Here is a 25565-nt window from a genome sequence, read left to right on the forward strand (position 1 = left end):
AAACCATCTGAATCAATAGATGAATGCAAATCATATAATAATGTGTGGTATTGCATTTAGGTTTTATTTTGAGTATTAGGTCAGGCATGTCAAAAAAAAAGTGCATTTAGATATAACATCTAAATGCACTTGAATCATATATTCCTTCAGTTGGCATTATCCGACGAAGTACAATGGGTTTATTTTCAGCTGTTAAAACTTAAGCACCCCAAATATGATAACTAAATATACAAAAATTTTGTTTGTTTTTATGGTAATTAACAGAATTTTATGAACTTAATGTGCTAGCCACCGGGTTATTAAACCGTCTACCATCCCATGGTTTTCTAGATATTTCTCCATTCTGGATTTTAAATTCCCCAAATCGTACAAATCACTTTTATCTGTGAAAGTCTTATCGCTACCGATAGACATTTCTGTGTTTAGATTAGCTTTAATTTTACGCCCCATACTTAATGCTATTATATACACTTTTGAATTTTTAAAAATACTTATGCTGAAAATTGTTTTTTAACCTTTTCCGCATTTTTTTTAACCCATTTCGAATATTTGGTTCTTAAATTCTAATATGCTGTGGTAGGCACAGCACAGGCAAGTTCAATATGACATTAAAATAATAAAATCCACATCGGTTGCAGAATGACAAATCTATCGATTTACCTATTATTCAGAAATAAGAATAGCTTTAATGTTGACGAATTCCTTCATTCCAAAGCCTCCGTGTTCGCGTCCAAAACCTGAGTTCTTTACACCACCAAAGGGCATATTGGGTTCTGCCAATCCGAAGGAATTGATGAATACCATACCTGTATCAAAATGTTTTTCCGCCAATTCAACAGCACGTTCTTTATCTTCTGAAAAGATTCCTCCTCCCAATCCGAAACGACTATCATTGGCAATGCGCATGGCATCTTCATCATCTTTTGCTTTTATCAATGATGCTACAGGACCAAAAAGCTCATCATCATAAGCGGGTTGTCCTGGCTCCACCTGTTCTAAAACGGTTGCAGGATAAAAGTAGCCCTCACTATCAGGAATTTCGCCTCCGCACAAAATCTTGGCTCCTTTGTTTACACTTTCAGTAACTTGATCGTGCAAGGTTTCTCGCAAGTCCTTACGCGCCATAGGTCCTAATTTGATATCTTTTTCATTAGGATCTCCCATTTTTAAATCTTTCATAGCTTTTACAAAGCCTTTCTTAAACTCGTCATAGATAGCTTCTACAGCAATAAACCGTTTTGCCGCAATACAGGTTTCACCATTATTATAGATTCTACCCATCACGCATTTTTTAACGGCCTTTTCAATATCGGCATCTTCAAGAATTAAATAGGCATCGTTACTTCCCAACTCGAGAACGGACTTTTTAAGCTCGGCTCCTGCTTTTTTGCCAATGGTCTTTCCAGCATCTGGACTTCCTGTTAATGTTATACCTCTTACCAAATCGTGTTTAATAAGGTCATCGGATTGTTCGTGTTCTATGACCAATACCTGAAATAAATCCTTTGGTAATCCGGCTTCATTGAAAATAGCTTCCAACATTTTGGCCGTACCTGTAACGTTGGAGGCATGTTTTAAAAACACGGAATTACCAGCCATAAGATTGGTTATGGCGTAGCGAATAACCTGATAGCTCGGATAGTTCCACGGTTGAATACCATAAATAATACCGATGGGCTGATAGGTAATGATACCACGACCACCATTGGAGAGTTCGCGCTCTTCGTTTTGTAATACGTCTGCTGCATTGTCTGCGCAATAATTACAAATGGAGGCACACAAATCCACTTCTTGATGACTCTGCTTTAAGAGTTTCCCCATTTCGTCCGTCATGAGTTGGGATAGCTCCTCTTTATGATCCTTTAAGGCTTTTCCGATAGACTTAATAATCTCACCACGATCTTCAAAAGATTTATGGCGCCATTTTAAAAATGCCTTATGAGAATTCTGTACCGCAGTTTCTATTTGTTCATCGGTCATATATCTATAACTCGAGAGTTCTTTTCCATTGAGCGGATTAATGGTTTTAAATGATTTTTGTTTTGTTTCAGTTTCCATAGTTGTTTTTTGGTATTTTATTTTTGTTCGGTTGGTACAATGTACACATCATTAATATTCACACGTGCTGGTTGTGTTAGGGTATAGTGAATGGCGTTGGCAATGTCTTCAGATTCCAAGGTGGTCATCTTTTGCATTTCCTTCATTTTTTCCTTGATGTCCTCATCGGTAATGGTACTTGTTAAATTGGTGTCCACAGCACCTGGCTCAATAGAGGTAACGTTAATGCCATATTTTGGTGAGAGCTCTTGGCGCAGACCTTCGGAAAACATCTTTACTGCCGACTTTGTGGCGCAATAGACTGCTCCACCTGGGAAGTAACGGTGTGCTGCCATGGACGAAATATTGATGATATCACCACCTTTATTTTTTTTGAGTTCTGGCAATACCGCAGCGACACCATTGAGCACGCCTTTAATATTCACATCTACCATTTGTTCCCATTCGTCTGTCTTTAATTTTTCTACAAAGGATAAGGGCATTAAGCCTGCATTGTTAATGAGTCCGTCCACTTTGCCAAATTTATCAACCGTTTGTTGTACGGCGTTATTAAAATCGTCTGATTTAGTAACGTCTCCAGAGACTACCAAGGCCTCTCCGTTATTATTTTCAATGTCTTGTTTTAAGGTTTTGAGCTTGTCTTGGCTACGTGCCATCAGTACAACCTTGGCACCGTCTTTAGCTAATTTTTTTGCTGTTGCTTCTCCGATTCCGCTTGATGCTCCTGTAATAATCAGGACTTTATCTTTTAATGTCATAGTTTTTGTTTTTGATTTAAGACAAGGTACTTGTAATTTCAAGGGATGGTTAGCTCTAATACAACTATTATTTGCTCATTTATGGAGTGGGGAATTAATGATGCTTTGATTGTTGGGTTTCTAGATATTTAGATTGTTGGTGGTTATAATTTATTTTTAATTTTTTGAAGGTTGTTTTGTTTTTGGATTTTTGCTTTATTGATTGAAAACTAGAGTAAACCTTATTAAAAGACCTAATAAATTTATTATATTTAGACTCTACCCTTAATTAATTATTTAAGCTACCTAATTGATTTCTATGACGCAGGACTATGTAATTTATTTTCTGCGCTAATATTTATTAGTTTAAAATATGATATTAAAAGATAAATTTAAAAAGTGTCTGAAAAGATTGAGGTCAAAGAATGAAAATATTGAATTTAAATTTTTAGAAGAAAGACCATTCGCTGGAGATAAAACAAATAACAAACTCCAATTTGGTCATGAAAAAATTGTTAGTACGTTAAAAGATATTGTTCTAAGAAGTCCTCAATCCTTTACGATAGGACTTTATGGAGATTGGGGAACTGGAAAAAGTACAATAATTACCTCTTTAAGAAAAGAGCTGTATGAAAGTGAAGTCCCTCTCATATTATTTGATGTATGGAAACATGAGGGAGATGCATTGAGAAGAACTTTTTTAAACACAGTTGTTAACGATTTGAAGAAGAAGTATGACTCAAATTATTTAAAGAAAGGATTTAAAATTGATGACAGAAACCACGCTTCAAAAATTGAGTCTGAAGAATTTGTGAAGATTCTATGGAAAAAAGCATTAACACATTTTTCAGTAATAGCTATTTTAACTGTATTTATAATTTTTCCTTTTTTAGTTTTTTGGTTGGTAATGAAGAAATTTTTAAACTGGGATATTACTGAATCCTGGAATGGGTCTTTGTTAGGGGGTGTATTTTCTGTTGCTCTTCTGCCAATTTTCTATAAATACATAAATCAATTTATACAGGTTAAAAAAGTTACTAAATCACAAGATAGATTTAAAGATCCTTATGAGTTTGAAACCGAATTTAAACGAATTTTAAAGGAAGGTTTTTTGAAACAAAAATTGGTAATTGCTTTTGATAATTTGGATAGGGTAAGCGGAGAAAAAGCTATCGAGATAATATCTACAATTAAAACTTTTTTAGACCCTATAGATGAGGAAGTAACAGATAGGGACATTGTATTTATTATACCTTGTGATGAGCGAGCGATTAAGCGACATCTGCAAAAAACGTTGCATTATTCAGCAGATTTTAAAGGACAACAATATCATCAATATGCAGGTGAATACTTAAGAAAATTCTTCAATACCATTGTTTGGATCCCAGATTTTTATACAAACGAATTGGAAAATTATGCTACTAGAAAACTTAAGGCAACTAAAATAAAAGATTTTGAAAATGACGAATTATCAGCATTAATCGTCTGGGTTTTTGATGAAAACCCAAGGCAAATAATACAGTTTATAAATGTTTTAATATCAAATTATCTATTAATCAAAAAAAGAACTATTGAAGGATTTAATTTAACTGAAGATATAGCTCAGTTAGCAAAATTCTTACTATTAATTCAAAAATTTCCTGATATAATGGAAGTTTATAGAAAAACACTTTCATATAACTTATCTGAACTTCCTGCAGAATTAAACGATTCTTATAATAACGTTAGAAAATTCTCTGAAAAAAGAATTAATGAGTTTTATGATTTCTTAAACAAAACTGAACATGTAAAAATCGAATCCTTAGACGTCTTTTTTAAATTGAGAAGAAGCAGTTTCGAGGCAGAATTAGGAAACAGTGTTAAATTGATGAGGCTATTAGAAACGAGTAGGATTATAGATGTTATAAATTTTACTGAATCTAAAGAGGAGGATTCAACTAAAGCTGACAAAAATCTTCATGAAGACAACTCTTTTATAAAAAATTTAAATCTTAAAGGAAAGGAAGACGCTTTAAGTGAGATAATAAAGGAGCGCCTCCGTGATTCTAAAAACCCAATATTATTAGCAAAATTCATTAATGGAATACTCCATTTAACACATTACAAAGACATATCTCTAGACAGAAAGGTTTATAGGATGATTTACAATAAGTTGAAGGAGCATGGAACATACGTTAGTGAAATAAACCCAAAATTACTAATCGAAGAATGTTATAACAAAATGAATGGGAATATAGAAAAGATGGGAATAAGGGATATAATGAACCTCAGACATCGTGAGGATTTTATTTATGCACACAACGAAAATAAGTAAAAATGGCAATAAAGATTACTGAAAAAAGAAAAGATGAAATACTAATTAATTTCATTGAGAATCCAACATTTTACAAGTATCAAGAATTTCAAGAAGTTAGAGAAATAATTGTATCAAAATATCGAGATAATCTTAATATACTTGAAAAAATCAGTAATAATGATAAAACTCGGCGTTTACTGTCATCGTCAAACCTATTACATGAGATAATGAATAATGTAAGTAGAGGTCATTATGACTTTGCACTAGATGAAAAAAGTGATGATATTTTTTTTATTTTAAAGCAATTCAGTTTACACGAGGATAGTTTTTTTACACATCATGTTGTGATGGCTTCGATGGAGTTTATAACTTTTATTGTTGATATAATTGATGAAGAAATTATTAATACTGAAAAAATAAAATCCAAGAAGAGCGACATTGATAATCTATACTCTTATTTCATAAGGGTCGTTACAAAACTAAATATTCAACAAACTGATCAAACCCAACATCAGGCGCTTTTCAATAAAATTGAGCAACTATTTAAATTCAATAATTTCAAAAATGCTTCAACGTGGTTTAGATTTTATTTTTATTTCCGTGATAAAAAGAAATTTTCTAACAATATTGAAAGTAAAGTTGTAACCAACACTACTACATTTATAAGAAATTCTAATGATTCCGAAGCATTGAAAGAAATTATAGAAGAGATACTCCCTATTGATAATTTTATCAAAATAAACATTAGTTTTTTAAACGAAATATATAATAAATCTATGGTGATTGGAGAATACGCTATTGTGTTTTATCCTTTTTTTGACGAGAATAAAAAACAAGAATTATTAAATTCTTGGGTGCTTAAAAATCCTAATCAACTGTCAGATGTAATTAAAGGTATAAAAAATGAAATTTTAAATAAGGTTAGTTTGGCAAACCAGATAATTGAAAGAGCAAATAGCGTTAATAATCTAAATAAAAAAAAGAGTTTGATTAATGTATTTTTTGCACTAGGTCTAAGTAAAGAAGATATTTCAGCTACTGATTATAATAATTTAGTTTCTAGCTTAATTTTTAACACAGACATCAATATGCATAATTTGGGTATTACCCAACTTTTAGAGCATAGAGAATATATAGATACTAAAAGCCTCAAACCTGAGGCTGAAGCCTTTCTCAGGTCAACATTAGGCGATTCAAATTCATATCATGAATTAATACAGAATATAATTGATAGTAGATTAGGGATAACTACAAAATTTGTGAATGACATTATTTATAGCAACTTGGCATATTTGAGCAACTTGTCAAATTATTTGATTAATTCTGGAAATTTAGAATTTTATGAAGCTATCACATCAAAACTCAATAAAACTACTATAAATACAATCAATAATCGCTTTATTAATGGAATTAATAAGCATAAAAAGTATTATTCTATAATAAATCATATTAAAGACAATTATTTTAAAAATTTAACTGAAGAAAACAAACTAAAACTTAACAACCTAATAGGTGAATAGTTACTTACTGTTTGATAATATTTCAGCCACTTCTTAAAGTTCTTAATTTTAAAGTTTGCTTCACTCAAAATTTCGCTAAAGCTTTGTGAGACGACACGCTTGCTCAAACGTTAAGTTTTTTATAAAATACCATATTATTCCCGTTTCATTCTTTTAACCATTATGTAGCACATACCTTTGCAGCGTTTTTTATTAATACAAAGTAATAATTATGAGTAAAGTAAGAGAAAATGATGTGGTAAAAGTCCACTACACTGGAAAATTAAACGATGGACAAGTTTTTGATAGTTCTTTGGAAAGAGAGCCCTTAAAAGTAGAATTGGGTAAAGGACAATTGATACCAGGTTTTGAACAAGGACTTATTGATATGGCCGTAAATGAGAAGAAAACGATTACCGTAGAAAAGAAGGATGCTTATGGTGAGGTTGATGAATCTCTTTATCATAAAGTACCTAAATCAGAATTGCCTGAGGATATCAACCCTGAAGTTGGAATGGGCTTAGTGGGCTCTAGTGCAGATGGTGGTCAGCAACAGTTTAGAATTATAAAAGTTGAAGATAAGGATATCATCTTAGATGCCAATCATCCTTTAGCAGGTCAGGATTTAGTATTTGACCTTGAAGTGGTTGAGATTTTATAATCTGATTAAGATACCTTAATACTTAAACGTCTTATCTATTTGGTAGGGCGTTTTTTTTGTTAGGATACTTGGATTGTGCTCATTCTGACAGTTTAGTTAAAACAGGCTGTTTCGGTGTTTTAATGAGATTGCTTCGACCTTTATCCTCGCAATGACGTTTGGGTAGGGTGGTGAGATTGCTTTACTTCGACTGCGCTCAGCACAGGCTCAAGCCTCGCAATGACCCTTCGACAAGCTCAGGGCAAGCTATTTATAATAGAGGTTTTAGATACTCCCAAACGGTATTGGCAATAATCTTATGCCCTTTAACCGTAGGGTGGATGCCATCGCTTTGGTTAAGTTCTGCGATGCCGCCAACATCCTTTAAGATGAATGGGATGAAAACCACATCGTTGTTCTTTGCCAGTTCAGCATACATGGTTCTAAATCCTGAAGTGTAATCTTGCCCCATATTTGGTGGCAGTTCCATGCCTGCTAATATGATTTTTATGTTTGGGTCTTTTTGTTTTACGGTAGTGATAATGGCTTGTAGGTTGTTTTGTGTTTCTGATAATGGTACACCTCGTAAGCCGTCGTTGGCACCAAGTTCCAGCAAAAATATTTCAATATCTTGATTGAGAATCCAATCGATACGGCTTCTACCACCTGCAGAAGTTTCACCACTCACACCTGAATTGACGACCGTATAATTTAGATCGAGCGAATCAATCTTTTGCTGTACTACCGCTGGGTAGGCGTCATCAGTGGTTTCCAATCCATAACCAGCCGTGATACTATCTCCAAAAAATAAGATAGTCTTATTGTCTGTGGTTTCTGAATTCTCCGTCTCTTCAACAACCGTATCATCTACATCCTTGGTGTTTTGTTTGTTGTTATTATTTCCGCAGGAAACCATCAACATACACAGCATTATAAAATAACAAAACTTTAAGATTTTATGCGGTAAAGAATTTAGAATTGAAACCAATTGATTATTTTGAGCCAGATTCATAAGCAATACAATAAACGTCACTATTTATGTCAAAGATATTAAAGATTAATGGTCTTGAGAAAACATATACCAGCGGTAACAAACAATTAACAGTATTACAGAATATTAGTTTTGATGTGGAACAAGGGCAGACCTTTTCCATCGTTGGACCTTCAGGTAGCGGAAAAACCACTTTATTGGGATTATGCGCAGGCTTGGACACACCAAATTCTGGAAGTGTAGAACTATGTGGTCACGACCTTAATACATTAAATGAAGATCAGCGTGCCCAATTACGGAATAGGGAAGTGGGCTTTATTTTTCAAAATTTTCAGTTGTTGCCTACACTTACGGCTTTAGAAAACGTTAGTGTGCCTCTGGAATTGCAAGGAGCAAAGCATGCCGCTAAGCGTGGTATGGAACTCTTGGATCAAGTTGGATTAGCTGATCGTTTTCATCATTATCCATCGCAACTTTCGGGAGGTGAGCAACAGCGTGTGGCTTTGGCAAGAGCTTTTAGTAATTCGCCATCCATATTATTTGCTGATGAACCTACAGGTAACCTTGATGAGGAAACCGGAGAGAAGGTCATTAAGCTATTGTTCGATTTAAATAAAGCATCCAATACAACTTTAGTTATCGTTTCCCACGATCTGGACTTAGCAAACCGCACCCAACAAATCCTTCGTTTAAAAGGAGGGCAAATTCTAACCAATCAACCTACAGCAGCACATTGAAATCAAACATATTAACATCAAAAACCAACATGTCATGGTTGTTTAAGATGGCATGGAGAGATGCCAAAGCGAGTCGAGTGCGCTTGGTATTGTTTATGGCATCTATTGTATTGGGTATAGCCGCTGTGGTATCGATTCAGTTGTTTCGCGATAATCTTCAGGATAATATTCAGCAGCAATCTAAATCCTTAATGGGAGCCGATTATCTTATTGATATTGACGAAACACCCAACGAACGTGCCCAAGCGATTATAGATTCCTTAAATCCCGTAGCTACCGAAGTGAATTTTGTATCCATGATTGCTTTCCCGAAAAACGGAGGAACTAAATTGGTACGTGTCAGAGGATTGGAAGGAGCATTTCCGATTTATGGAAAAATGAAAACCCAACCCGAATTGGCATCCTCTACGTATCAAGATGACAACGGAGCTTTGGTCGATGCCACATTGATGCTTCAGTATAATATTAAGCCAGGCGATTCCATCAAAGTAGGGGAGTTGACGCTACCAATTATTGGGTCGCTGAACAGTTTACCTGGTAGCTCTGCGGTGATGTCATCCGTTGCACCACCTGTAGTGATTCCGTTTGGATTGGTGCCAGACACGGAACTGCTTCAGTTTGGAAGCCGAAAAGAATACCAATACTATTATAAAGCAGATGCTACTACCGATTTGATTCAGTTGGAAGAGGTGTTGGAACCCATGCTCGATGCCGAGAAGGCTGATTTAGATACACACACCAGTACCAGCAGGCGATTGGGACGTCGTTATGAAAACATGGGCAAGTTTTTGAATCTTGTTGCTTTTATAGCTTTATTATTGGGTTGTGTTGGGATTGCAAGTTCGGTACATATTTATATTCGTGAAAAGCTGAAACATATTGCGGTATTAAAATGTTTGGGTGCTTCTAGACGCCAAAGTTTTCTGATTTATCTCATTCAAATTGCAGGTATTGGTATTATTGGAGGTTGTATTGGAGGTCTTATCGGGATTGGAATTCAGGAATCCTTTCCGTATATCTTACAGGAATTTTTACCTTTTGAGGTGAGTATTTCCATAACGGCTCAACCGGTCATAATGGGAATTGTTCTTGGCTTTTTAATGGCTGTACTTTTTGCCTTGTTATCTTTGCTCAACACATGGTATGTATCACCATTACAGGCTCTACGTATTAGTGACACGAGCAATTCCAATAAGCCGAAAGTGGCCAGATTTGCTGTTTTTGGTGCTATTGTTTTGTTCTTATTCTTATTTTCCTATTGGCTTTTAGAGCATATACCTTATGCTATTGCGTTTGTCATAGGTATGCTGATTACTTTTGCCATACTTGCTGGCGTCGCTACCTTAATCATGAAACTGATAAAATTATGGTTTCCAAAATCCTTGGGTTATACCACAAGGCAAAGTCTTTTAAATCTATATCGACCTAATAATCAAACCTTGGTACTGATTGTAGCGATTGGTTTGGGCACCTTTTTAATCAGCACCTTATATTTTACAAAGGACATTCTGCTGGCTAAAACCGAGGTTGGAAGCGGAGCACAATCTGCCAATATCATTATGTTAGACGTTCAACCCGAACAAGGAGAGGCCATTAGCAATACCATCGCTGGAAATGACTTGGAGGTCATCGATAATATTCCTTTAGTGACCATGCGCATTCATAGCGTAAAAGGTATGGAAGCTAACGAGGTGCAACAGGATACGACCATACGTATGAGGCGTTGGGTGTTTAATCATGAGTTCAGAACGACTTATCGCGATAGTTTAATAGCTTCAGAAGAAATTCTGGAAGGGGAGTGGGTTTCCGAAGTTTCGGCAGGTGAGTTGATTCCAATTTCCATTTCTGATAATGTTGCCGAAGATGCTCAAGTCACTATTGGCGATAAAATTGTTTTTAATGTACAAGGAGTCCTTATGGAAACCGTTGTAGGAAGTATTCGTATGGTAGATTGGGGACAATTACAGCTTAATTTTTCGGTGGTGTTCCCAAAAGGAGTATTGGAAAAAGCACCACAGTTTAATGTGTTAACGACCAATGCACCAAATGAAGCCAGTTCAGCACGTTTGCAACAAGCTGTGGTTAAGGACTTCCCTAATGTCACGATTATTGATTTACGACAAGTTTACACTATTGTTGAAGATATTTTGAGCAAGGTCACCTGGATTATCAATTTTATGGCGTTCTTCAGTATTCTTACTGGCATCATTGTATTGATAGGTTCTGTCCGTACAAGTAAATATCAACGCATCAAGGAAAGTGTTCTGTTAAGGACTCTAGGAGCCCAAAACAAGCAAATCCTTAAAATCTCTGCCTTAGAATATTTATTGTTAGGTTTGGTTGGCAGTTTAGTTGGTATTGTATTGGCTTTAATCAGTGCTATGCTCTTAGCTTTATTTGTATTTAACGAACCCTTTGTGCCCTCAGTGATTCCGTTTGTGGTATTTCTACCTATCATTTCACTGTTGGTATTAGGGATAGGGTTGAGCAATATTCGTGGTGTATTGAATAGTTCGCCTTTGGAGGTATTGCGTCGGGAGGTGTAATTAATTATTACTTTCAACTTTATGAACATAAAAAAAGGGAATTAAAAGATGATCACATTTTTAATTCCCTTTACTAGTATAATTTATTAGCCTGCTATTTAAATTTTTACTACCATCTTCCCTTTATTCTTACCATCAAACAAATCAATAAAGGCTTGAGGAATGTTTTCAAACCCTTCAACGATTGTTTCAGAATAGGTGAGCTTGTCATCTGCTAACCAACCTGATAAGGTTTTAATAGCTTGTGGAAATTTGTCTTCAAAATTAGACACTATAAAACCTTGCATGGAAGCGCTATTTTTTATGAGAAATGGTCGTACACTAATACTTTTAGGGATTTCGGTATTGTTATACACCGCTATGGCACCACAATTCACCGTTCTGGCAAATTTATTAATGTTAAACAATACAGCATCAGAAATAGAACCTCCGACATTATCAAAATATACATCCACACCATTTGGTGCAGCTTCAGCAATAGCCTTTGTCATATTTTCGGTGGTATTGTAATTGATTCCAGCATCAAAACCAAACTTAGATTTTAGCAGCTCAACTTTTTCATCGGAACCTGCAATACCTATCACTTTGAGTCCTAAAATTTTTCCTATTTGTCCAACGACACTACCAACAGCACCTGCAGCACCAGACACCACTAATGTTTCGCCTTCTTTTGGTTTCCCAATTTCTATTAAGCCACAATAAGCCGTTAAGCCAGTCATACCCAAAATCCCTAAGTATGCACTTAAATCTGCTTGGGAAGGATCTACTTTATGAAGTCCTTTGCCATTAGATACCTGTTTTGTTTTCCAGTCCAACATTCCAGATACATAGTCACCTTCCTTAAAGTTGTCATTTCTAGACTCGAGAACTTTAGCAATAACACCAGAATGAATGGGTCTATTGAGTTCAAAGGGTTCTACATAAGATTTGGCGTCACTCATTCTTCCTCTTAAGTAGGGATCAACGGAAACATAAAGCGTTTCTAAAAGTAGTTGCCCATCTTCAATAGTTAGATTATCCTCTTCCTTAATGAATTCAAAATCAGCTGGACTTGGTGTTCCTTTAGGTCTATTTTTTAATAAAATGGTCTGTATCATAATCGTTTTTTAGTTGTCATTAAAATAAGGAAAAATGAATACACATGGACTGTATTAACATAGATTTATGGGTTTGTAAATTGTATGCAGAAATTAGTCGTGGTGTCTTGCAGAGTTTGACTATGGTAGTGCTGCGTAGGGAAGTCTAGAAAATAACTTTTGATGACATTCTTGATTTTGATCGATGCTAAATAAACAAAATCAAAATTATGAAAACCACAACAAAATTAGTAGTACTTCTACTCACTGCAAGTTTTATTTTCTCTTGTTCTAGTGACGACAGTAATGAACCCGAAGGGCAGCTCCCTATGGTGTTTAATGTAGATCCCTTATTGTACAAACAGTACGATATAGATATTAGCCCACAATTTAGCAATGTACAGGTCTATGCTTGGGCAGTATTTACGGTTCAGCCAACCGCAAGTCAATATACCTTGACCTATACCTGTGAGACAGCACCACATTTGAGTTTTCAAATTACGTGGCAAAATGGTGAACCCATTCCAGATCCTGGAGCACCACCACCAAATTGGATTCCAGGTTACGAATTAGGTATTATTAATGGGCAATACCATATAGTTATTTTGGGTAGTGGCTGTCAAAGTGGTATAGGTGGCTCTTGCACTGTTAATGGTGAAACACCAAATTTATTAGAAAGTAATCTAAGAGACATACAAGGCACTGTTGAAGTCCGTATAGATTTTGAATAATGAAATTTTAAGTTCAGTTTACAAAAAGCATCCATTGGGTGCTTTTTTTATCTTTAAGCGCTACTGAACAGAGCTTATAACCAAATCATTAAAAGCGTATTTAACACATAATTGCCAATTGATGAATTCTCGTTTAAAGTAAACTACTGAGATTAGATTAAAACATAAAAAGGCACTATCTTTAGATAGAATCAACCTTTTTCAAAGCCATGTTAAAAAATGTACTATTAGAACGCGACATCTATGCATCAGAAGAACATAAAATGATGCAGAGTATGATTCAAGATTTCATACAAAATGAAATGATGGATCAAATCGATGAATGGGAAGAAAACGGCATGGTCAATCGCGCTATTTGGGAACGTGCTGGCGAATTGGGTTTACTCTGTATCGATATGCCTGAAGACTATGGTGGCAGTGGATTGGACTTTAGTTTTAGTGCCTTACTCATCGAAGAAATGAACAAAGAAGGTATGACTGGTCCAGGCTTCTCATTACATTCTGATATCGTAGCACCATATCTCTTAAAATACGGCACCGAAGCCCAGAAACAAAACTACCTACCTCAAATGGCTTCTGGTAAAATGATTACCTCAATAGGCATGACAGAACCCAATTGCGGTAGCGACCTTAAAGCTATAAGAACAATAGCAGAAGATAAAGGAGACCATTATCTGGTCAACGGACAAAAAACATTTATCACCAATGGTTATATGTGCGATATGTCCATCGTTGCTGTAAAAACCAATTCAGGAACTGAAAATGAAGGTGTTTCTTTATTAATTATAGAAACCGCATTCGATGGTTTCACCAAAGGAGTGCCATTTAAAAAAATAGGCTTAAAAGCCCAAGATACCTGCGAATTGTTTTTTGATAATGTAAAAGTCCCAAAAGACAACCTATTGGGAGAAGAGGGTCAAGGTTTTAAAATTATGATGACAGAATTGGCACGCGAACGTTTATCAGTGGCACTTGCTGCCATTGGTGGAGCAGAGGGAGCCATAGAAAAAACCATAGCGTACACCTCTACAAGAACTGCTTTTAAACAGCCCATTGCACAATTTCAGAACACACAATTTATACTTGCAGAATGTGCCACTCAATTACAACTCAACCAAGCCTTTATAGACCGTTGTACACGTTTGGTCTCTACTCATCAGCTCACTGCCGAAAATGCTTCTATAGCAAAATATGCCGCCACCGAAATGCATGGTAAAGTCGTTGACGAATGCCTACAGTTATTTGGAGGTTATGGCTATATGTGGGATTATCCTATTGCGCGTATGTATGCTGATAATAGAGTGGCCAGAATTTATGCTGGCACCAATGAGATCATGAAATTATTAATAGCGCGTGGTTTGTTTAAGGAACTGTTTCAGAAGAATAAAGCGTAAGGTCTAATATGTATAGAGAAGAAATTCAATTTATCCCTGACATATTACAGTTCAGTAATTCACAATTTAATCATTGTCTGATCTAAGATATATTTGTACCCTAAATAAAAATCAGCGGTATACATTTATGGAAAGCACCAAAAAAAATCCCTCAAAAGGAAAGCAGATATTCAGAATTGCATTATTTGTTGGGACTTTTATATCCTTATGGTTTGTGCCTTGGATTTTGGTAAAGGCATGGCTATTGCCACTGCCAGAAACAGTTCAAGAACAAGTCAACCAGACTTTAAGTTATGGCTTTGATGGTGTTATTGTATATGTAGATGAAGCTGGTAAACCACCAGCATTCTACACAGCTGGTTATCACAATAAAGAAGAAGAAATTCCTGCTAAACCAAACGCTTTGTTCAAAATAGCGAGTATAAGTAAGCTATATGTCGCTGTAGCTATCACCAAATTAGCTCATGAAAAACATATCGCTTTGGATGAAACGCTCTCTGATTATTTTCCAGAACTCTCAGAAAGAATTGAAAACGCCGATAAAATCACCTTGAGAATGATGGTACAACACCGAAGTGGTATTCCTAATTTTACGGATAGTCCTGATTTTTGGAAAAATCAACCCAATACCAATATCGATGTGCTAGACTATGCACTTGATTTACCAGCTACCTTTGAGCCCAATAAAGACTATGGCTATTCAAATACCAATTATTTATTGCTTTCTAGAATCATTGAGCAAGTCACCGAAGGTAGCCGTCAAGATTATTTCAAAAAAGAAATTTTAATACCACTTGGACTGAAAAATACATTTGGATCCATTGACGAGGTAAATCTAGACGATGTTATGAGTGGTTATTATGTCGGTATTGATAAGGACTTCAAAAACGAGAATAACGGCATGATGATAGCTACAGCAGAAGATGTTGGTGTTTTTTTAAGAGCTTTAAACGATGGCTCATTACTTAGTGAAGAAGAAATGGACATCTACAGGTCTATTTATGAGTTTAATCATGGAGGATTGGCACCAGGCTACCAATGTATGACAGAATACCATAAGGATATTGATGCTGTGGTGGTGCAGTTTATGAATACCACAGATTTTGAAGGCTATCAATGGAATTTATTGGAAATAACGCACAGTCGTGTTGTTAATATTTTGCGTGAGGCAAAGGGTTTATAATCCTTGAAAATTATGTAAAATAAAAATAGTTTATTGGAACTATTAAAATAGAAAGTAAGTTATACATATGTCAAATCTCTGAGAAATGCGCAGCATTCACGAACACTTCTAAAACAATATTAAAGACGTGAGTAATCGCGTATTTGGCCGTATAACGGAATTTTGAAATCGTATGGTTTTGTGAGATTGCTTTACCTGATAAAAATCAGGTTCGCAATGACGTTTCAATTGTTTATGAGGTTTATTTTATCTTTTAGTTTTAATCCCACAATTAGCTCAACATAATCATTGACGTTATAGCACACTACGTGATGCTAGAACTATGATTATGTCAAATATCGCCTAAAAGCGCTATTATGCTAATTGTTGCTGTATGTCCTATAATTTACATTATGTAAAATAGTATTATTGTAATGCTTAGCCTTCTACTCTAAAACTGCGCTATCGCTCTTCATTAAGTTTTATTAATTGAGCTATTAATTTTAATCCGTATGGTCATTAAGCAAAACCTTTGTTAGCCATTGGCCTTCGTGCAGTTGATGCATCAAACCAGAAATTATAGCTTTTTTACTAAACCGTTTACCAAATCCGTCGATGCCAATAGTATCATTCACTTTGGCTTTAGTGTTGCCTGATATTGTAAGATTTCCGGAAAGTTGTGCTTTGTCAGAATTTGAAATTATAAGTTCGGAATCCATGATATCAATTCCATTGGTAACACTGATAACGGGTTTTTTATTTATATCAAAATCTTGTTTACGTTTTACATATCCTCTATGGTCATGATGCAAACAACTAACATGTAGTTGCGGCTCGTTATCCCTGCCTACAATAAGTTTTTGCTGTACAACTATGCCTTTAAAAACACTATCATTTTTATGCTCATAACCGAGTTTTATTTCAATTTGAGCGTTAAATTCAAAAGTTTTAGAATCCGTCACTTTAAATTCATCACCTATGGTGCTGTCATCTCTTAAAATAATTAAAGCTTCATCAACAGCATTGGCATGTTGCAGTATTTCTATGCTAATAATTTCTACTATATCAGGTATTTCTTTTCCATTGGAAAGGATGGAGAAACTAACTAATTCTGCATTAAAGTCTAAAGGTGACGATGCCATATGTTTATATGTATTTAATTTAAGTGGGAAATACGGTTTATAGCTTCCCTAATTCTATTTATTTAGCTATAAAGGATTGAAAAACAATATACTAAATCTTGTTGGGTTTAAGAGGTTTACACAAACATTACCCAATACAACACTATGATGATGACAAACAGAAAACTCAAGGCAAAAAACGTAATGGAGCGTTTTACATTATTAAATTTCTCATCAATTATTGTGCTTTCGGCATGAATTTGTTCTGCTAAAACCTTGTAAAGCTCTTCTTCAGAACCACAAATTTTTATTAATTCTTCAGTGTATTCATCCTGACTACCGAAACGATGTGCAGCATCCTTAAAGAAGAACACATTTTTATCATAATGCAAATGCATGGCTGGCCTAAAACATCTAAAACAGAAATATATGGAAATACCCACGAGCACAAACCAAAAGATTAATAATACCAGAAGTACGGTGTTTTCCATAAATACATCCTTAAACCGCTCTAGGCGATCTACAAACAGCCCAAGGATTAAACTGTGAAACGAAAATACCACACCTGCTTTAAGTTCGGAGGCTCTTATGAGCTTTTCCAGACGTTCTAATTGTTCCCAATAATTGTTAGGATCTTGTGCCATAGTAAAGTTTTATGCTATGAATTTACAAAATACATATTCAATTCGCCTCGGTTTTTTACAGCGAGTTTACCTCTATACTCGCAATCAAACGCATCTTTCACCAATCTATAGGTGTCTTCCGAGATATTGATACGTCCTGCTTCAGAGCTGCTTTCCATACGTGCTGCAATATTTACGGTATCTCCCCAAATATCGTAAGCAAATTTTTTGGTACCCACTACTCCAGCGACTACAGGCCCTGTGTTGATGCCTATTCTAATATCGAATGTAGCATCGGTAATATCGTCTAGCTTTGCTGTAGCCACAAAATCGTTCATTTCTTTTGCCGCTAATACCATGTGCTCGGCATGTTTTTCATTGTCAAAATTCAATCCACCAGCAGCCATGTAGGCATCACCTATGGTTTTAATTTTTTCCAGGTCGTATTTTTCCATAATTAAATCGAACTTAGAAAAATAATGGTCAATCGTTTGTACTAGTACTTCTGGAGAGAGGTTTTCGGCATATTGGGTAAACCCTTTAAAATCTGAGAACAACACCGTGACCTGAGGATATTTCTTGGCTTCCACTCTACCCTTGTCCTTAAGTTCTTTGGCGGTGTCTTCTGGTAAGATATTAAGTAATAATGTGTCAGAGCGCTCTTTTTCTATGGCAATAACCTTGTTGGCTTTCTTTACAAACTTAATTTGCTTAAATAGACTAAATGCAAATAGAGCAATAAGGCCTAAGATACCAGCTGTAGACCAAAAAACAATACGTTGGTTTTTTCGTTTTTGTTCTAAAATAGAGACTTTTGCCTGTTCTTGTGAGACTTCAAAATTTGTGCGCATATCTGCAATAGCTTCGACGTTTTCAACATTCTTTATACTATCGCGATACGCTATATGATCCTTATAATAAAACAATGAAGCCTCAGTGTTGCCCAATTGATAATATAAATCTGATAAACTTAAATTAGTTTCGCTTAATTGTTTTTTAAGGCCGTACTTTTTAGCAAGGTCAAGACTTCTATGATCATAATTTAAAGCTTTTGAGATTTGTTGCTGGTTAACATAAATATCTGACATAGAATTGAGATAATCTGATATGGCATAGAAATCTTCATATTCTTCGAGAATCTCAATAGCTTCATTAATTCTAGTTATAGCAAGCCTATCTTTACCTTGCTTAGCATATACCATACCTATGTTTCCGATATTATAAGCTTTACCAATTGGATAGTTTAATTTTTGAAAAATCAGACTAGACTCCTTATAGTCTTTAAGAGCTCCGTCAAGACTGCCATTTAAATACTTATCATAACCTGCATTAAGTAAAGCACTACCTAATGTGACTGAATCATTTGTATTTCTTAATATAGTTATAGATTTATCATAATATTTTTCGGCATTGCCATCATTGTCTATTTCAGAATATACATCTGCTATAGTCAAATATCCACCACCAATAAATTTTTTATCCTTGAGTTTATCCGCAAATTTACAAGCACTGAAAAATGCTTTTAGAGCTTCCTCAAAATCACCAGCCATTCTAAAGGACTGCCCCTTTTGGCTATAACCACGATATAAATACAAATAATTAGAATCCTTTTCAGCCTCTTTAATTAACTCATTAGCATACATTATAGATTCTTCTAAATCATCAATGGTATGAAACGCTAAATCTTTGAGTAAAAGCAGTTTTGCCTCTCCAGAAATTGTATCACTTAAATATATTCCTTTTAAACTATCTGCTTCTTTTTGATTTTGCGCAATTCCAACTTGAAAGAAGAAAAGAAAGAAACCTATTACTCTTACATAATAGGTTTTATACGAACTTTTCATTAAAAATATTTATTGATTAATTTTTAACCTTGGGTCTTCTGTATATTGATTACCATCAGACATTTTAAATGTAATGGTGTAAGACTCAGCTGGTGATACATAGTGATCATTGACTCCTACGCCTGGACTACCTACAACACCTGTCCAACTTTTTTTAGTAGCATCATCAGGAGCAGGAAGCGTTGTAAACAAATTATATGAATTACCATTAGAGTCTGTTAAATTTGCAATATTAATAGCCTCAATACTTGCTATTGCATTGTTTGGATTTACTTCGACCTGAAATTTAATTGAATCCCCAACTTTAAATTCAGTAGTTAAAGCTGCATCAGCATCGTGAGTTGATGCGGAATTCCCTTCATCATCACTAATTGTTAATGGTAAAGGTGCTGTGCTAGGTGCGTAAATTGAAATAGTGTGTGTTGCCATAATAAAATTGATTTAATTGTTAATAGTTTAATTATTGATTTATTTTTAATCTAGGATCTATAGTTAAAACGGGTGTAGACTTTAATCCGTTTTTTAAAACTTGAAAATTAATGGTGTAACTTTCCGGTGGGCTATTTGGATCTATGTCTGATGAGACCTTTCCTAGTATAGTTCCATTATCACCTACTTTAATTGGATTTTCAGTAAAATATCCTTTTTCCCCTCGTTTAATTTCTTGGTTTATGAAATCTAGCACCACCCCATAACCACGTTCGTCATGATCGGGATCTAATTTTATACTCCAAATCATCTCACCAGATTCATAAACATTTGTCGTATAGTTTTCGTTATTGGCACCATATTGGCTTCCGAACCCTTCATTATCAAGTAACTTGGTACAGTCATCTATGTATTTTTTTAAATCTATAAAAGGATTATCCATTACCAGTTTGTATAATTTACTGGCTAGCACGGTTATGACCAACGAACTATTCTTGGAATTGTTTGCTTTAGCATTCATAATTTTTTTGAGTTTTGGTTAATAGCTAATCGTAAGGGAGGAAGGGAATTATGAAATATAAGAATGTGAAGTTTCTAGACTATTGGTATTCCATAGCCAAAGATTTTTCCTTAAAATGTAAAATATACTTTATCATATTAGTGCGTATGGCACCATTTAATAAGTAGAACGCATATTGAGATATACACAATAGAATTGAGCCATATAGCTCTAGAGTAAATTAGGGATAACTATAAGATGTGATAAAGTTCTGAAACGTGAGGTAATTTTAAAAGTAGGAATTTATTTTCTATTATCCTAATATATAAGTTTAACGGAATTTTATTTAGGGTAATGAAACAAAATAGCCTAAATAGTTTTAACTTAAATGAAAAACGATGGAATCTAAAGTTCCATCGTTAAACAAAGTAGTTTTATTTAGTTAGGTGATGATTATTTATTGTTATCATCTACATAACTTCTGCAAAAACTTCGGGTTGTATCTGTAGCTTCGTAAAGATATTAAGCAATTCCATGGTCTTGGTTTTACACGTCTAATTTTTCTTTTCCCGCATAAGTAATGTTAAATAATTTCGCTTATTTTCAATTACCATCGGCTTTCATTCTGATTTTAGGGTCTAACACAATGATTTCATTGCTAAATTTAGTTCTATAAATAATACTGTACTTTGCATCTCCCGTATCTATATTCTCCATAACTCCAAACCAATTACCATTACCTATATCTTCTGGTAATTTCTCAAATATATGTGCGCCAGAATCTATAGTTATCGAAATTGATTCAATGTTTTGACCAGCTTGCCAGGATACCGAACCGTTTGGAGTAACATAGGTTGTGAATTCTTCTGGATTGTTTGCATCATAAGGATTACCTTGATTATCTGATAACACCAACTCGCCATCTAAATAAGAAACAGTAATTATTGCATTTACGTAGTTACTATCAGATTTATCGATGTTTGCAGTTGAATGATTGATAGTACTTATAAATAAAAAACCTAGTAAAACAAATAATAATCCTTTGACTTTTGAAATTTGAATGTTCATAATAGCTAATTTAATTGTTATTGTAAGCATCTAAAATACAACAATTTAATATTACAAGCAAATAACTTAAATGGTATCATTACTCTTTGATAATTTTACTGTAAGTTATATGTAAAAAAAACGATGGAACTTAAGTTTCATCGTTAAACAAAGTAGTTTTATTTAGTTAGGCAAGATGATTACTTATTGTCATCATCTTCCATGCTATTATCATCTACTTCAGTTTCTGTAATCGCTATGGGTTGTATCTGCGGTTTAATGCGTCTATACAAATCAAATTGTGGTTGTGTAAGTATATTACGCATTTCCATGGTCTCAGCCTTACGCAGATTATAGATCATGTCTAATTTTTCTTTTCCTGTATAGGCTTCATGAAGTTTTTCTTCCCTTATCAAGAATTCTTCAACTTTCTTTTGAAATAAGGTGAATTGCTTTCCGTCCAAGCCTAGCTGATCATCATATTTTTTTGTGATGCTGGTCGCTACACTTTCTAAGGCTTCACTGTCCTTTTGCATTATCGGGTCTTGTGCAGATAATTGTATAGTGAATGCTAAGGCTAAGATGTATATTAGTGTCTTCATGTTTCTTAAAGTTTTATGGTTATACTATAATATAACAGACATGACGCATGAAGTCAAATAAATTAAGAAACCTTAACGTTGAATCCTTCGATTTAACAATGAATTAATACTTTATGTTAAATTATTTAACTATTTGAATATTAGTATCTTAAAATATTAATCCTCAGGTGGGTGTCCATGGATTTCTTCAAACTTTTCATCGAAGTTGGCACGCAAGTAAGAATTGAGTTTTTTCTTATAATCGTCCTTTAACCATTTCAGGAAATTGTGTGTGCTTTTACTGATACATTTAGCGTAAATTTCAATACGCATATTAATATCGTCCTTAAGCATTTTAGCTAAACCTAAGGCGTCATAAACATCCTCGCTATTCTCAATGCAAATTTTTGCATGTTGCTCAATGGAACGTTCTAAAACCACTTTAGAAGATTCGCCAGCATCTACAGCATCTTTATAGGTTTGCTTGATATCAAAATAGGTATCTTCAGATTTGGAAAACTCTTCTTTGATCTCATCATCCAATTCGTGCTTAAAATTAGCTTCAATGGCTTCATCACTCTTAATGCGGTCGGCATACCAATTCGGAGATTTAAAAATCAATTGCCAATCCAAGTCCGCTCCCCAAGGTCCGAATCTATAAAGGTTATTCCCAAGATCAATAACCGTAAATTTGGATTTATTGTTCAAAATACGTGAGCCTCTACCAATCATTTGATAGTATAAAGTCAGGGATTTAGTCGCTCTATTTAAGATGATGGTATCGATGGTAGGCTCGTCAAAACCTGTGGTTAAAATACTAACCGACGTCAATATGGCATTTGGTGTTTCATGAAACCACTGCAATATTTGCTTACGTTGTTTCTTGGTCGCTGTATTGTCCAAGTGCATTATTGGCAATCCTGCTTCTCTAAAGGCGTAGTACACACTAATTGAAGTATTAATACCATTGTTGAAAATCAAGGCCTTCTTCCCTAGCGAATGTTTTTTATAAGCATCGACCGTTTTTTGAAGCATTGCCGGACTCGTATATAAATCTTCCGAGGATTTTACGGTATAATCACCATTAGAGCCGACTTCCAATGAGGTTAGTCCCATATCATAAGCATACGTTTCGCAACGTGCCAAAAACTCATTTTCGATAAGGTTTTCTATAGTTTCACCAGCGATAAGTTCCTGGTAATTATCCTTCATAGGCAGTTCCTTATTAGAACTTAAAGGCGTTGCCGTAACACCAAGAATAAAGGACTTGTCAAAAAACTTAAATAACTTGGTAAATGAGTTATAGTGTGCTTCATCAATAATTACCAATCCGACATCCGAGATATCCAGCATATTGTCATTCAAACGGTTATTGAGCGTTTCTACCATAGCCACAAAACACGAGTACTCAGCTTGGTCGTCTAAATTCGCTTTACTGTTCACTACTTTATTGGTCACGCCAAAACTGGTCAACATTTTAGAGGTTTGGTTACATAGCTCAATCCTATGCGTCATCACCAAAACTTTCTTATCGTGGTTTTTAAGATATTGGCGTACCATTTCGGAAAAGATCACAGTTTTACCACCACCAGTTGGCAATTGATAAAGTAAGTGGTAATCGTCTGGTGCGTTGTCAAACTTATCGAATATCTGCTGAATGGCTCCTTGTTGATATTCGTAAAGTTCCTTATCGGTTTTCTTTTCTTGAATGACTGGTTTGGTTTCGGACATGCTATATATTATTGCTTTTTTGGAGTTGCAAATCTACAATAGTTTAAGGCATAAAAAAAGCATCATACTCTGATGCTTTTAAAATTATACTATTGGGAACCCGTTGTGCGTTATTAACATTTCATCGATTTTTGCCCTATCCCTTAAGGGAATATCGATGAAATTTCAAGTTCATCCTTTAGGACAAGAGGCAAAAAGCTTGAAATTTCAATTGTTTTTAACGAAATTCACTCATAATGCCCAACGTGTTATTGAGAATTAATTCAAAATAGTGCCGTCTGCTCTAAACTCCACATCTTTGTTTTTTCCTTTTCGCTTAAACTCTACATCATAGAACAAGCCTTTCGTAGCACTTTCTACTTTTTCTACTTCGGTGATTTTTTCATCATCAAACTTCTCCTTAATGACTTTTTTTATGGCATCTGGCAGATCATCTTCATCAATACTGGTTTCGGTTTCCACCCAAGTACCATCAGCTTTAAAATCGGCTCTATATTTAATACCATTTATTTTGAAATTAGCCTCGTAATAACCATGAGAGTCTTTATGCCAATCTGGATCATTTTCTCCAGGGTATTTAGCCTGAAATGTTTTCTTCACAGCATCAGGTGCCTGAGCTTTGACTGAATTGTTACAATTAAATAATACAACTATGGCTATTAAAATCAATCGCTTTAAAATCATCTTCTTTTAAATTTTATAAAAAATAATATAGCTATCTCATTAGACTATTGCAATACTTTAACAAGAGCTTAGCAATTCTTAACATCTACGCCATTGTTGATAACGTATTTATCTACCAAAAAAAGTAAATACTATTTATAGTATTTTTACGTTCTCGATTACAATATTATTTTTTATTAATGAAGCATTTATTTTTCTGTATTACCCTAATACTAGGCGTTATAACCGCTAAAGCACAAGAAAAAACCAATCCACAAACCATAAAGTTAAGTTTACCTGTAGCTGATTTCAGTAAAGGTTTAGCAACACCCAATATTGAAATTCCACTCGTTGAGGAGAGCAATTCTGAGGCTAATATTGACATAAAAGCAGAATATTGGGACACCACAGTTTACAATCCTTATAAAGATAACGTTGAAGAATTCCCTATTCAGTTAACGTTTAACGATTCTACTTACGCCTCGCCTATTCAGCGTAAAAAAGTAATAACCTCTCGTTATGGTTGGCGCAGAGGACGTCCGCATAAAGGTATTGATATCGATTTAATTACAGGTGACACTGTAGTTTCTGTACTCGATGGCATTGTGCGATTTGCAAGATATAGTCGTGGGCATGGCAAAACTGTTGTGGTACGACATTTTAATGGATTAGAAACGACTTATGCCCATTTATCACATATTGCAGTAAAAGCAAATGATACCGTGTTTAAAGGCGAATATATTGGCAAAGGAGGAAATACAGGCCGTTCTACCGGAAGTCATTTACACTTTGTAGCAAATTACAAGGGAGAATATATTCATCCGGAATACTTGTTTAAATTTGATGACACCAATGCTATAAGATCCCAAGACATTTGGGTCACCCGAAAATGGACCAGGCCATTTTACCATAGCTCAAGAGGTTTAGCAAAGCTTACGCTTTTTACAACTAAAGAAGAGGCTTTAGCGAGTTTAGAAAAAGAACGCAAAGTTTATGTGGTAAGACCAGGTGATACTTTATCGCGTATTTCTAAACGTAACCATACCAGTATTGCGGCGATTTGTAGGACAAATAAAATCCGAAGCACATCGACGCTTAAAATCGGTCAGAAATTGATTTTAGAGCTTTAATTTTCTTTATTTTGTGGCTTCATTAAATTA

General features: G+C 34.7%; 23 protein-coding genes and 1 riboswitch. Of the genes, 9 read left to right on the forward strand and 14 right to left on the reverse strand.

The annotated features are described in order from the left end of the window. Positions 1–124: 124 nt before the first annotated feature. A riboswitch (TPP riboswitch) is annotated at positions 125–221 on the reverse strand. 55 nt (positions 222–276) lie between these two features. The 3 genes from SIB89_RS01695 to SIB89_RS01705 form a co-directional block, all read right to left on the reverse strand. Further along, positions 277–450: a hypothetical protein gene (locus tag SIB89_RS01695; protein WP_412560901.1), complete on the reverse strand. Its 174-nt coding sequence runs from the start codon at positions 448–450 to the stop codon at positions 277–279. 213 nt (positions 451–663) lie between these two features. Then, the gene (locus tag SIB89_RS01700; RefSeq protein ID WP_412560902.1) at positions 664–2058 is read right to left on the reverse strand and encodes an NAD-dependent succinate-semialdehyde dehydrogenase; all 1395 of its coding nucleotides are present in this window, start codon (positions 2056–2058) and stop codon (positions 664–666) included. A gap of 17 nt (positions 2059–2075) precedes the next feature. Continuing rightward, the gene (locus tag SIB89_RS01705) at positions 2076–2816 is read right to left on the reverse strand and encodes an SDR family oxidoreductase (RefSeq protein ID WP_273292694.1); all 741 of its coding nucleotides are present in this window, start codon (positions 2814–2816) and stop codon (positions 2076–2078) included. Positions 2817–3168: 352 nt separating this feature from the next. Here SIB89_RS01705 and SIB89_RS01710 point away from each other — a divergent pair, with 352 nt between their 5' ends. From SIB89_RS01710 to SIB89_RS01720, 3 genes are all read left to right on the forward strand, one after another. After that, entirely contained in the window at positions 3169–5109 is a 1941-nt protein-coding gene (locus SIB89_RS01710; protein WP_412560903.1) for a P-loop NTPase fold protein, read from the forward strand. 2 nt (positions 5110–5111) lie between these two features. Further along, entirely contained in the window at positions 5112–6611 is a 1500-nt protein-coding gene (locus tag SIB89_RS01715) for a hypothetical protein (RefSeq protein ID WP_412560904.1), read from the forward strand. Positions 6612–6822: 211 nt separating this feature from the next. Then, positions 6823–7251, forward strand: coding sequence for an FKBP-type peptidyl-prolyl cis-trans isomerase (locus SIB89_RS01720; RefSeq protein ID WP_155087511.1), 429 nt, complete (start codon positions 6823–6825; stop codon positions 7249–7251). A gap of 250 nt (positions 7252–7501) precedes the next feature. Here the strand turns inward: SIB89_RS01720 and SIB89_RS01725 are convergent, their stop codons facing one another. Continuing rightward, entirely contained in the window at positions 7502–8242 is a 741-nt protein-coding gene (locus tag SIB89_RS01725) for an arylesterase (protein WP_412561869.1), read from the reverse strand. 26 nt (positions 8243–8268) lie between these two features. Here SIB89_RS01725 and SIB89_RS01730 point away from each other — a divergent pair, with 26 nt between their 5' ends. After that, positions 8269–8958 (forward strand): ABC transporter ATP-binding protein, encoded by a 690-nt coding sequence (locus SIB89_RS01730; protein ID WP_412560905.1) that lies wholly within the window; start codon positions 8269–8271, stop codon positions 8956–8958. A 47-nt stretch (positions 8959–9005) separates the two neighbouring features. After that, complete coding sequence (locus tag SIB89_RS01735) at positions 9006–11504, forward strand: ABC transporter permease (RefSeq protein WP_412561870.1); 2499 nt, start codon at positions 9006–9008, stop codon at positions 11502–11504. A gap of 98 nt (positions 11505–11602) precedes the next feature. Here the strand turns inward: SIB89_RS01735 and SIB89_RS01740 are convergent, their stop codons facing one another. Further along, on the reverse strand, positions 11603–12601 hold the full coding sequence (locus SIB89_RS01740) for an NADP-dependent oxidoreductase (RefSeq protein WP_412560906.1): 999 nt from the start codon (positions 12599–12601) through the stop codon (positions 11603–11605). Positions 12602–12810: 209 nt separating this feature from the next. Between SIB89_RS01740 and SIB89_RS01745 the strand changes: the two genes are divergently transcribed. The 3 genes from SIB89_RS01745 (at position 12811) to SIB89_RS01755 (ending at position 15888) form a co-directional block, all read left to right on the forward strand. Continuing rightward, on the forward strand, positions 12811–13311 hold the full coding sequence (locus SIB89_RS01745) for a hypothetical protein (RefSeq protein ID WP_155087507.1): 501 nt from the start codon (positions 12811–12813) through the stop codon (positions 13309–13311). Between the two features lie 209 nt (positions 13312–13520). Further along, positions 13521–14705 carry an acyl-CoA dehydrogenase family protein gene (locus SIB89_RS01750; RefSeq protein ID WP_412560907.1) on the forward strand — a complete coding sequence of 395 codons (1185 nt, stop codon included), beginning with the start codon at positions 13521–13523 and terminating at the stop codon, positions 14703–14705. A 127-nt stretch (positions 14706–14832) separates the two neighbouring features. Continuing rightward, positions 14833–15888 carry a serine hydrolase domain-containing protein gene (locus SIB89_RS01755; RefSeq protein ID WP_412560908.1) on the forward strand — a complete coding sequence of 352 codons (1056 nt, stop codon included), beginning with the start codon at positions 14833–14835 and terminating at the stop codon, positions 15886–15888. A 482-nt stretch (positions 15889–16370) separates the two neighbouring features. On the opposite strand, the gene SIB89_RS01760 is transcribed toward SIB89_RS01755, so the two are convergent. The 9 genes from SIB89_RS01760 to SIB89_RS01800 form a co-directional block, all read right to left on the reverse strand. Further along, a complete protein-coding gene (locus SIB89_RS01760; protein WP_412560909.1) occupies positions 16371–17009 on the reverse strand; it encodes a hypothetical protein in 639 nt (212 codons plus the stop codon). Between the two features lie 116 nt (positions 17010–17125). Further along, positions 17126–17632 carry a Pycsar system effector family protein gene (locus SIB89_RS01765; RefSeq protein ID WP_412560910.1) on the reverse strand — a complete coding sequence of 169 codons (507 nt, stop codon included), beginning with the start codon at positions 17630–17632 and terminating at the stop codon, positions 17126–17128. Positions 17633–17646: 14 nt separating this feature from the next. After that, complete coding sequence (locus SIB89_RS01770) at positions 17647–19455, reverse strand: adenylate/guanylate cyclase domain-containing protein (protein ID WP_412560911.1); 1809 nt, start codon at positions 19453–19455, stop codon at positions 17647–17649. Positions 19456–19464: 9 nt separating this feature from the next. Continuing rightward, the gene (locus SIB89_RS01775) at positions 19465–19884 is read right to left on the reverse strand and encodes a hypothetical protein (protein WP_412560912.1); all 420 of its coding nucleotides are present in this window, start codon (positions 19882–19884) and stop codon (positions 19465–19467) included. Between the two features lie 31 nt (positions 19885–19915). Then, positions 19916–20404, reverse strand: a complete 489-nt coding sequence (locus SIB89_RS01780) for a hypothetical protein (RefSeq protein ID WP_412560913.1) — start codon at positions 20402–20404, stop codon at positions 19916–19918. Positions 20405–20986: 582 nt separating this feature from the next. Further along, positions 20987–21451 (reverse strand): hypothetical protein, encoded by a 465-nt coding sequence (locus SIB89_RS01785; RefSeq protein WP_412560914.1) that lies wholly within the window; start codon positions 21449–21451, stop codon positions 20987–20989. 179 nt (positions 21452–21630) lie between these two features. Continuing rightward, a complete protein-coding gene (locus SIB89_RS01790) occupies positions 21631–22032 on the reverse strand; it encodes a hypothetical protein (RefSeq protein ID WP_412560915.1) in 402 nt (133 codons plus the stop codon). Between the two features lie 156 nt (positions 22033–22188). Then, positions 22189–23742 (reverse strand): DEAD/DEAH box helicase, encoded by a 1554-nt coding sequence (locus tag SIB89_RS01795; RefSeq protein ID WP_412560916.1) that lies wholly within the window; start codon positions 23740–23742, stop codon positions 22189–22191. Positions 23743–24000: 258 nt separating this feature from the next. Beyond that, a complete protein-coding gene (locus SIB89_RS01800) occupies positions 24001–24426 on the reverse strand; it encodes a PepSY-like domain-containing protein (RefSeq protein WP_412560917.1) in 426 nt (141 codons plus the stop codon). A 179-nt stretch (positions 24427–24605) separates the two neighbouring features. Between SIB89_RS01800 and SIB89_RS01805 the strand changes: the two genes are divergently transcribed. After that, positions 24606–25535 carry a peptidoglycan DD-metalloendopeptidase family protein gene (locus tag SIB89_RS01805; RefSeq protein WP_412560918.1) on the forward strand — a complete coding sequence of 310 codons (930 nt, stop codon included), beginning with the start codon at positions 24606–24608 and terminating at the stop codon, positions 25533–25535. The last annotated feature ends 30 nt before the right edge of the window (positions 25536–25565 follow it).

This window comes from Winogradskyella sp. MIT101101, from assembly GCF_047126865.1.
GTDB lineage: Bacteria > Bacteroidota > Bacteroidia > Flavobacteriales > Flavobacteriaceae > Winogradskyella > Winogradskyella ouciana.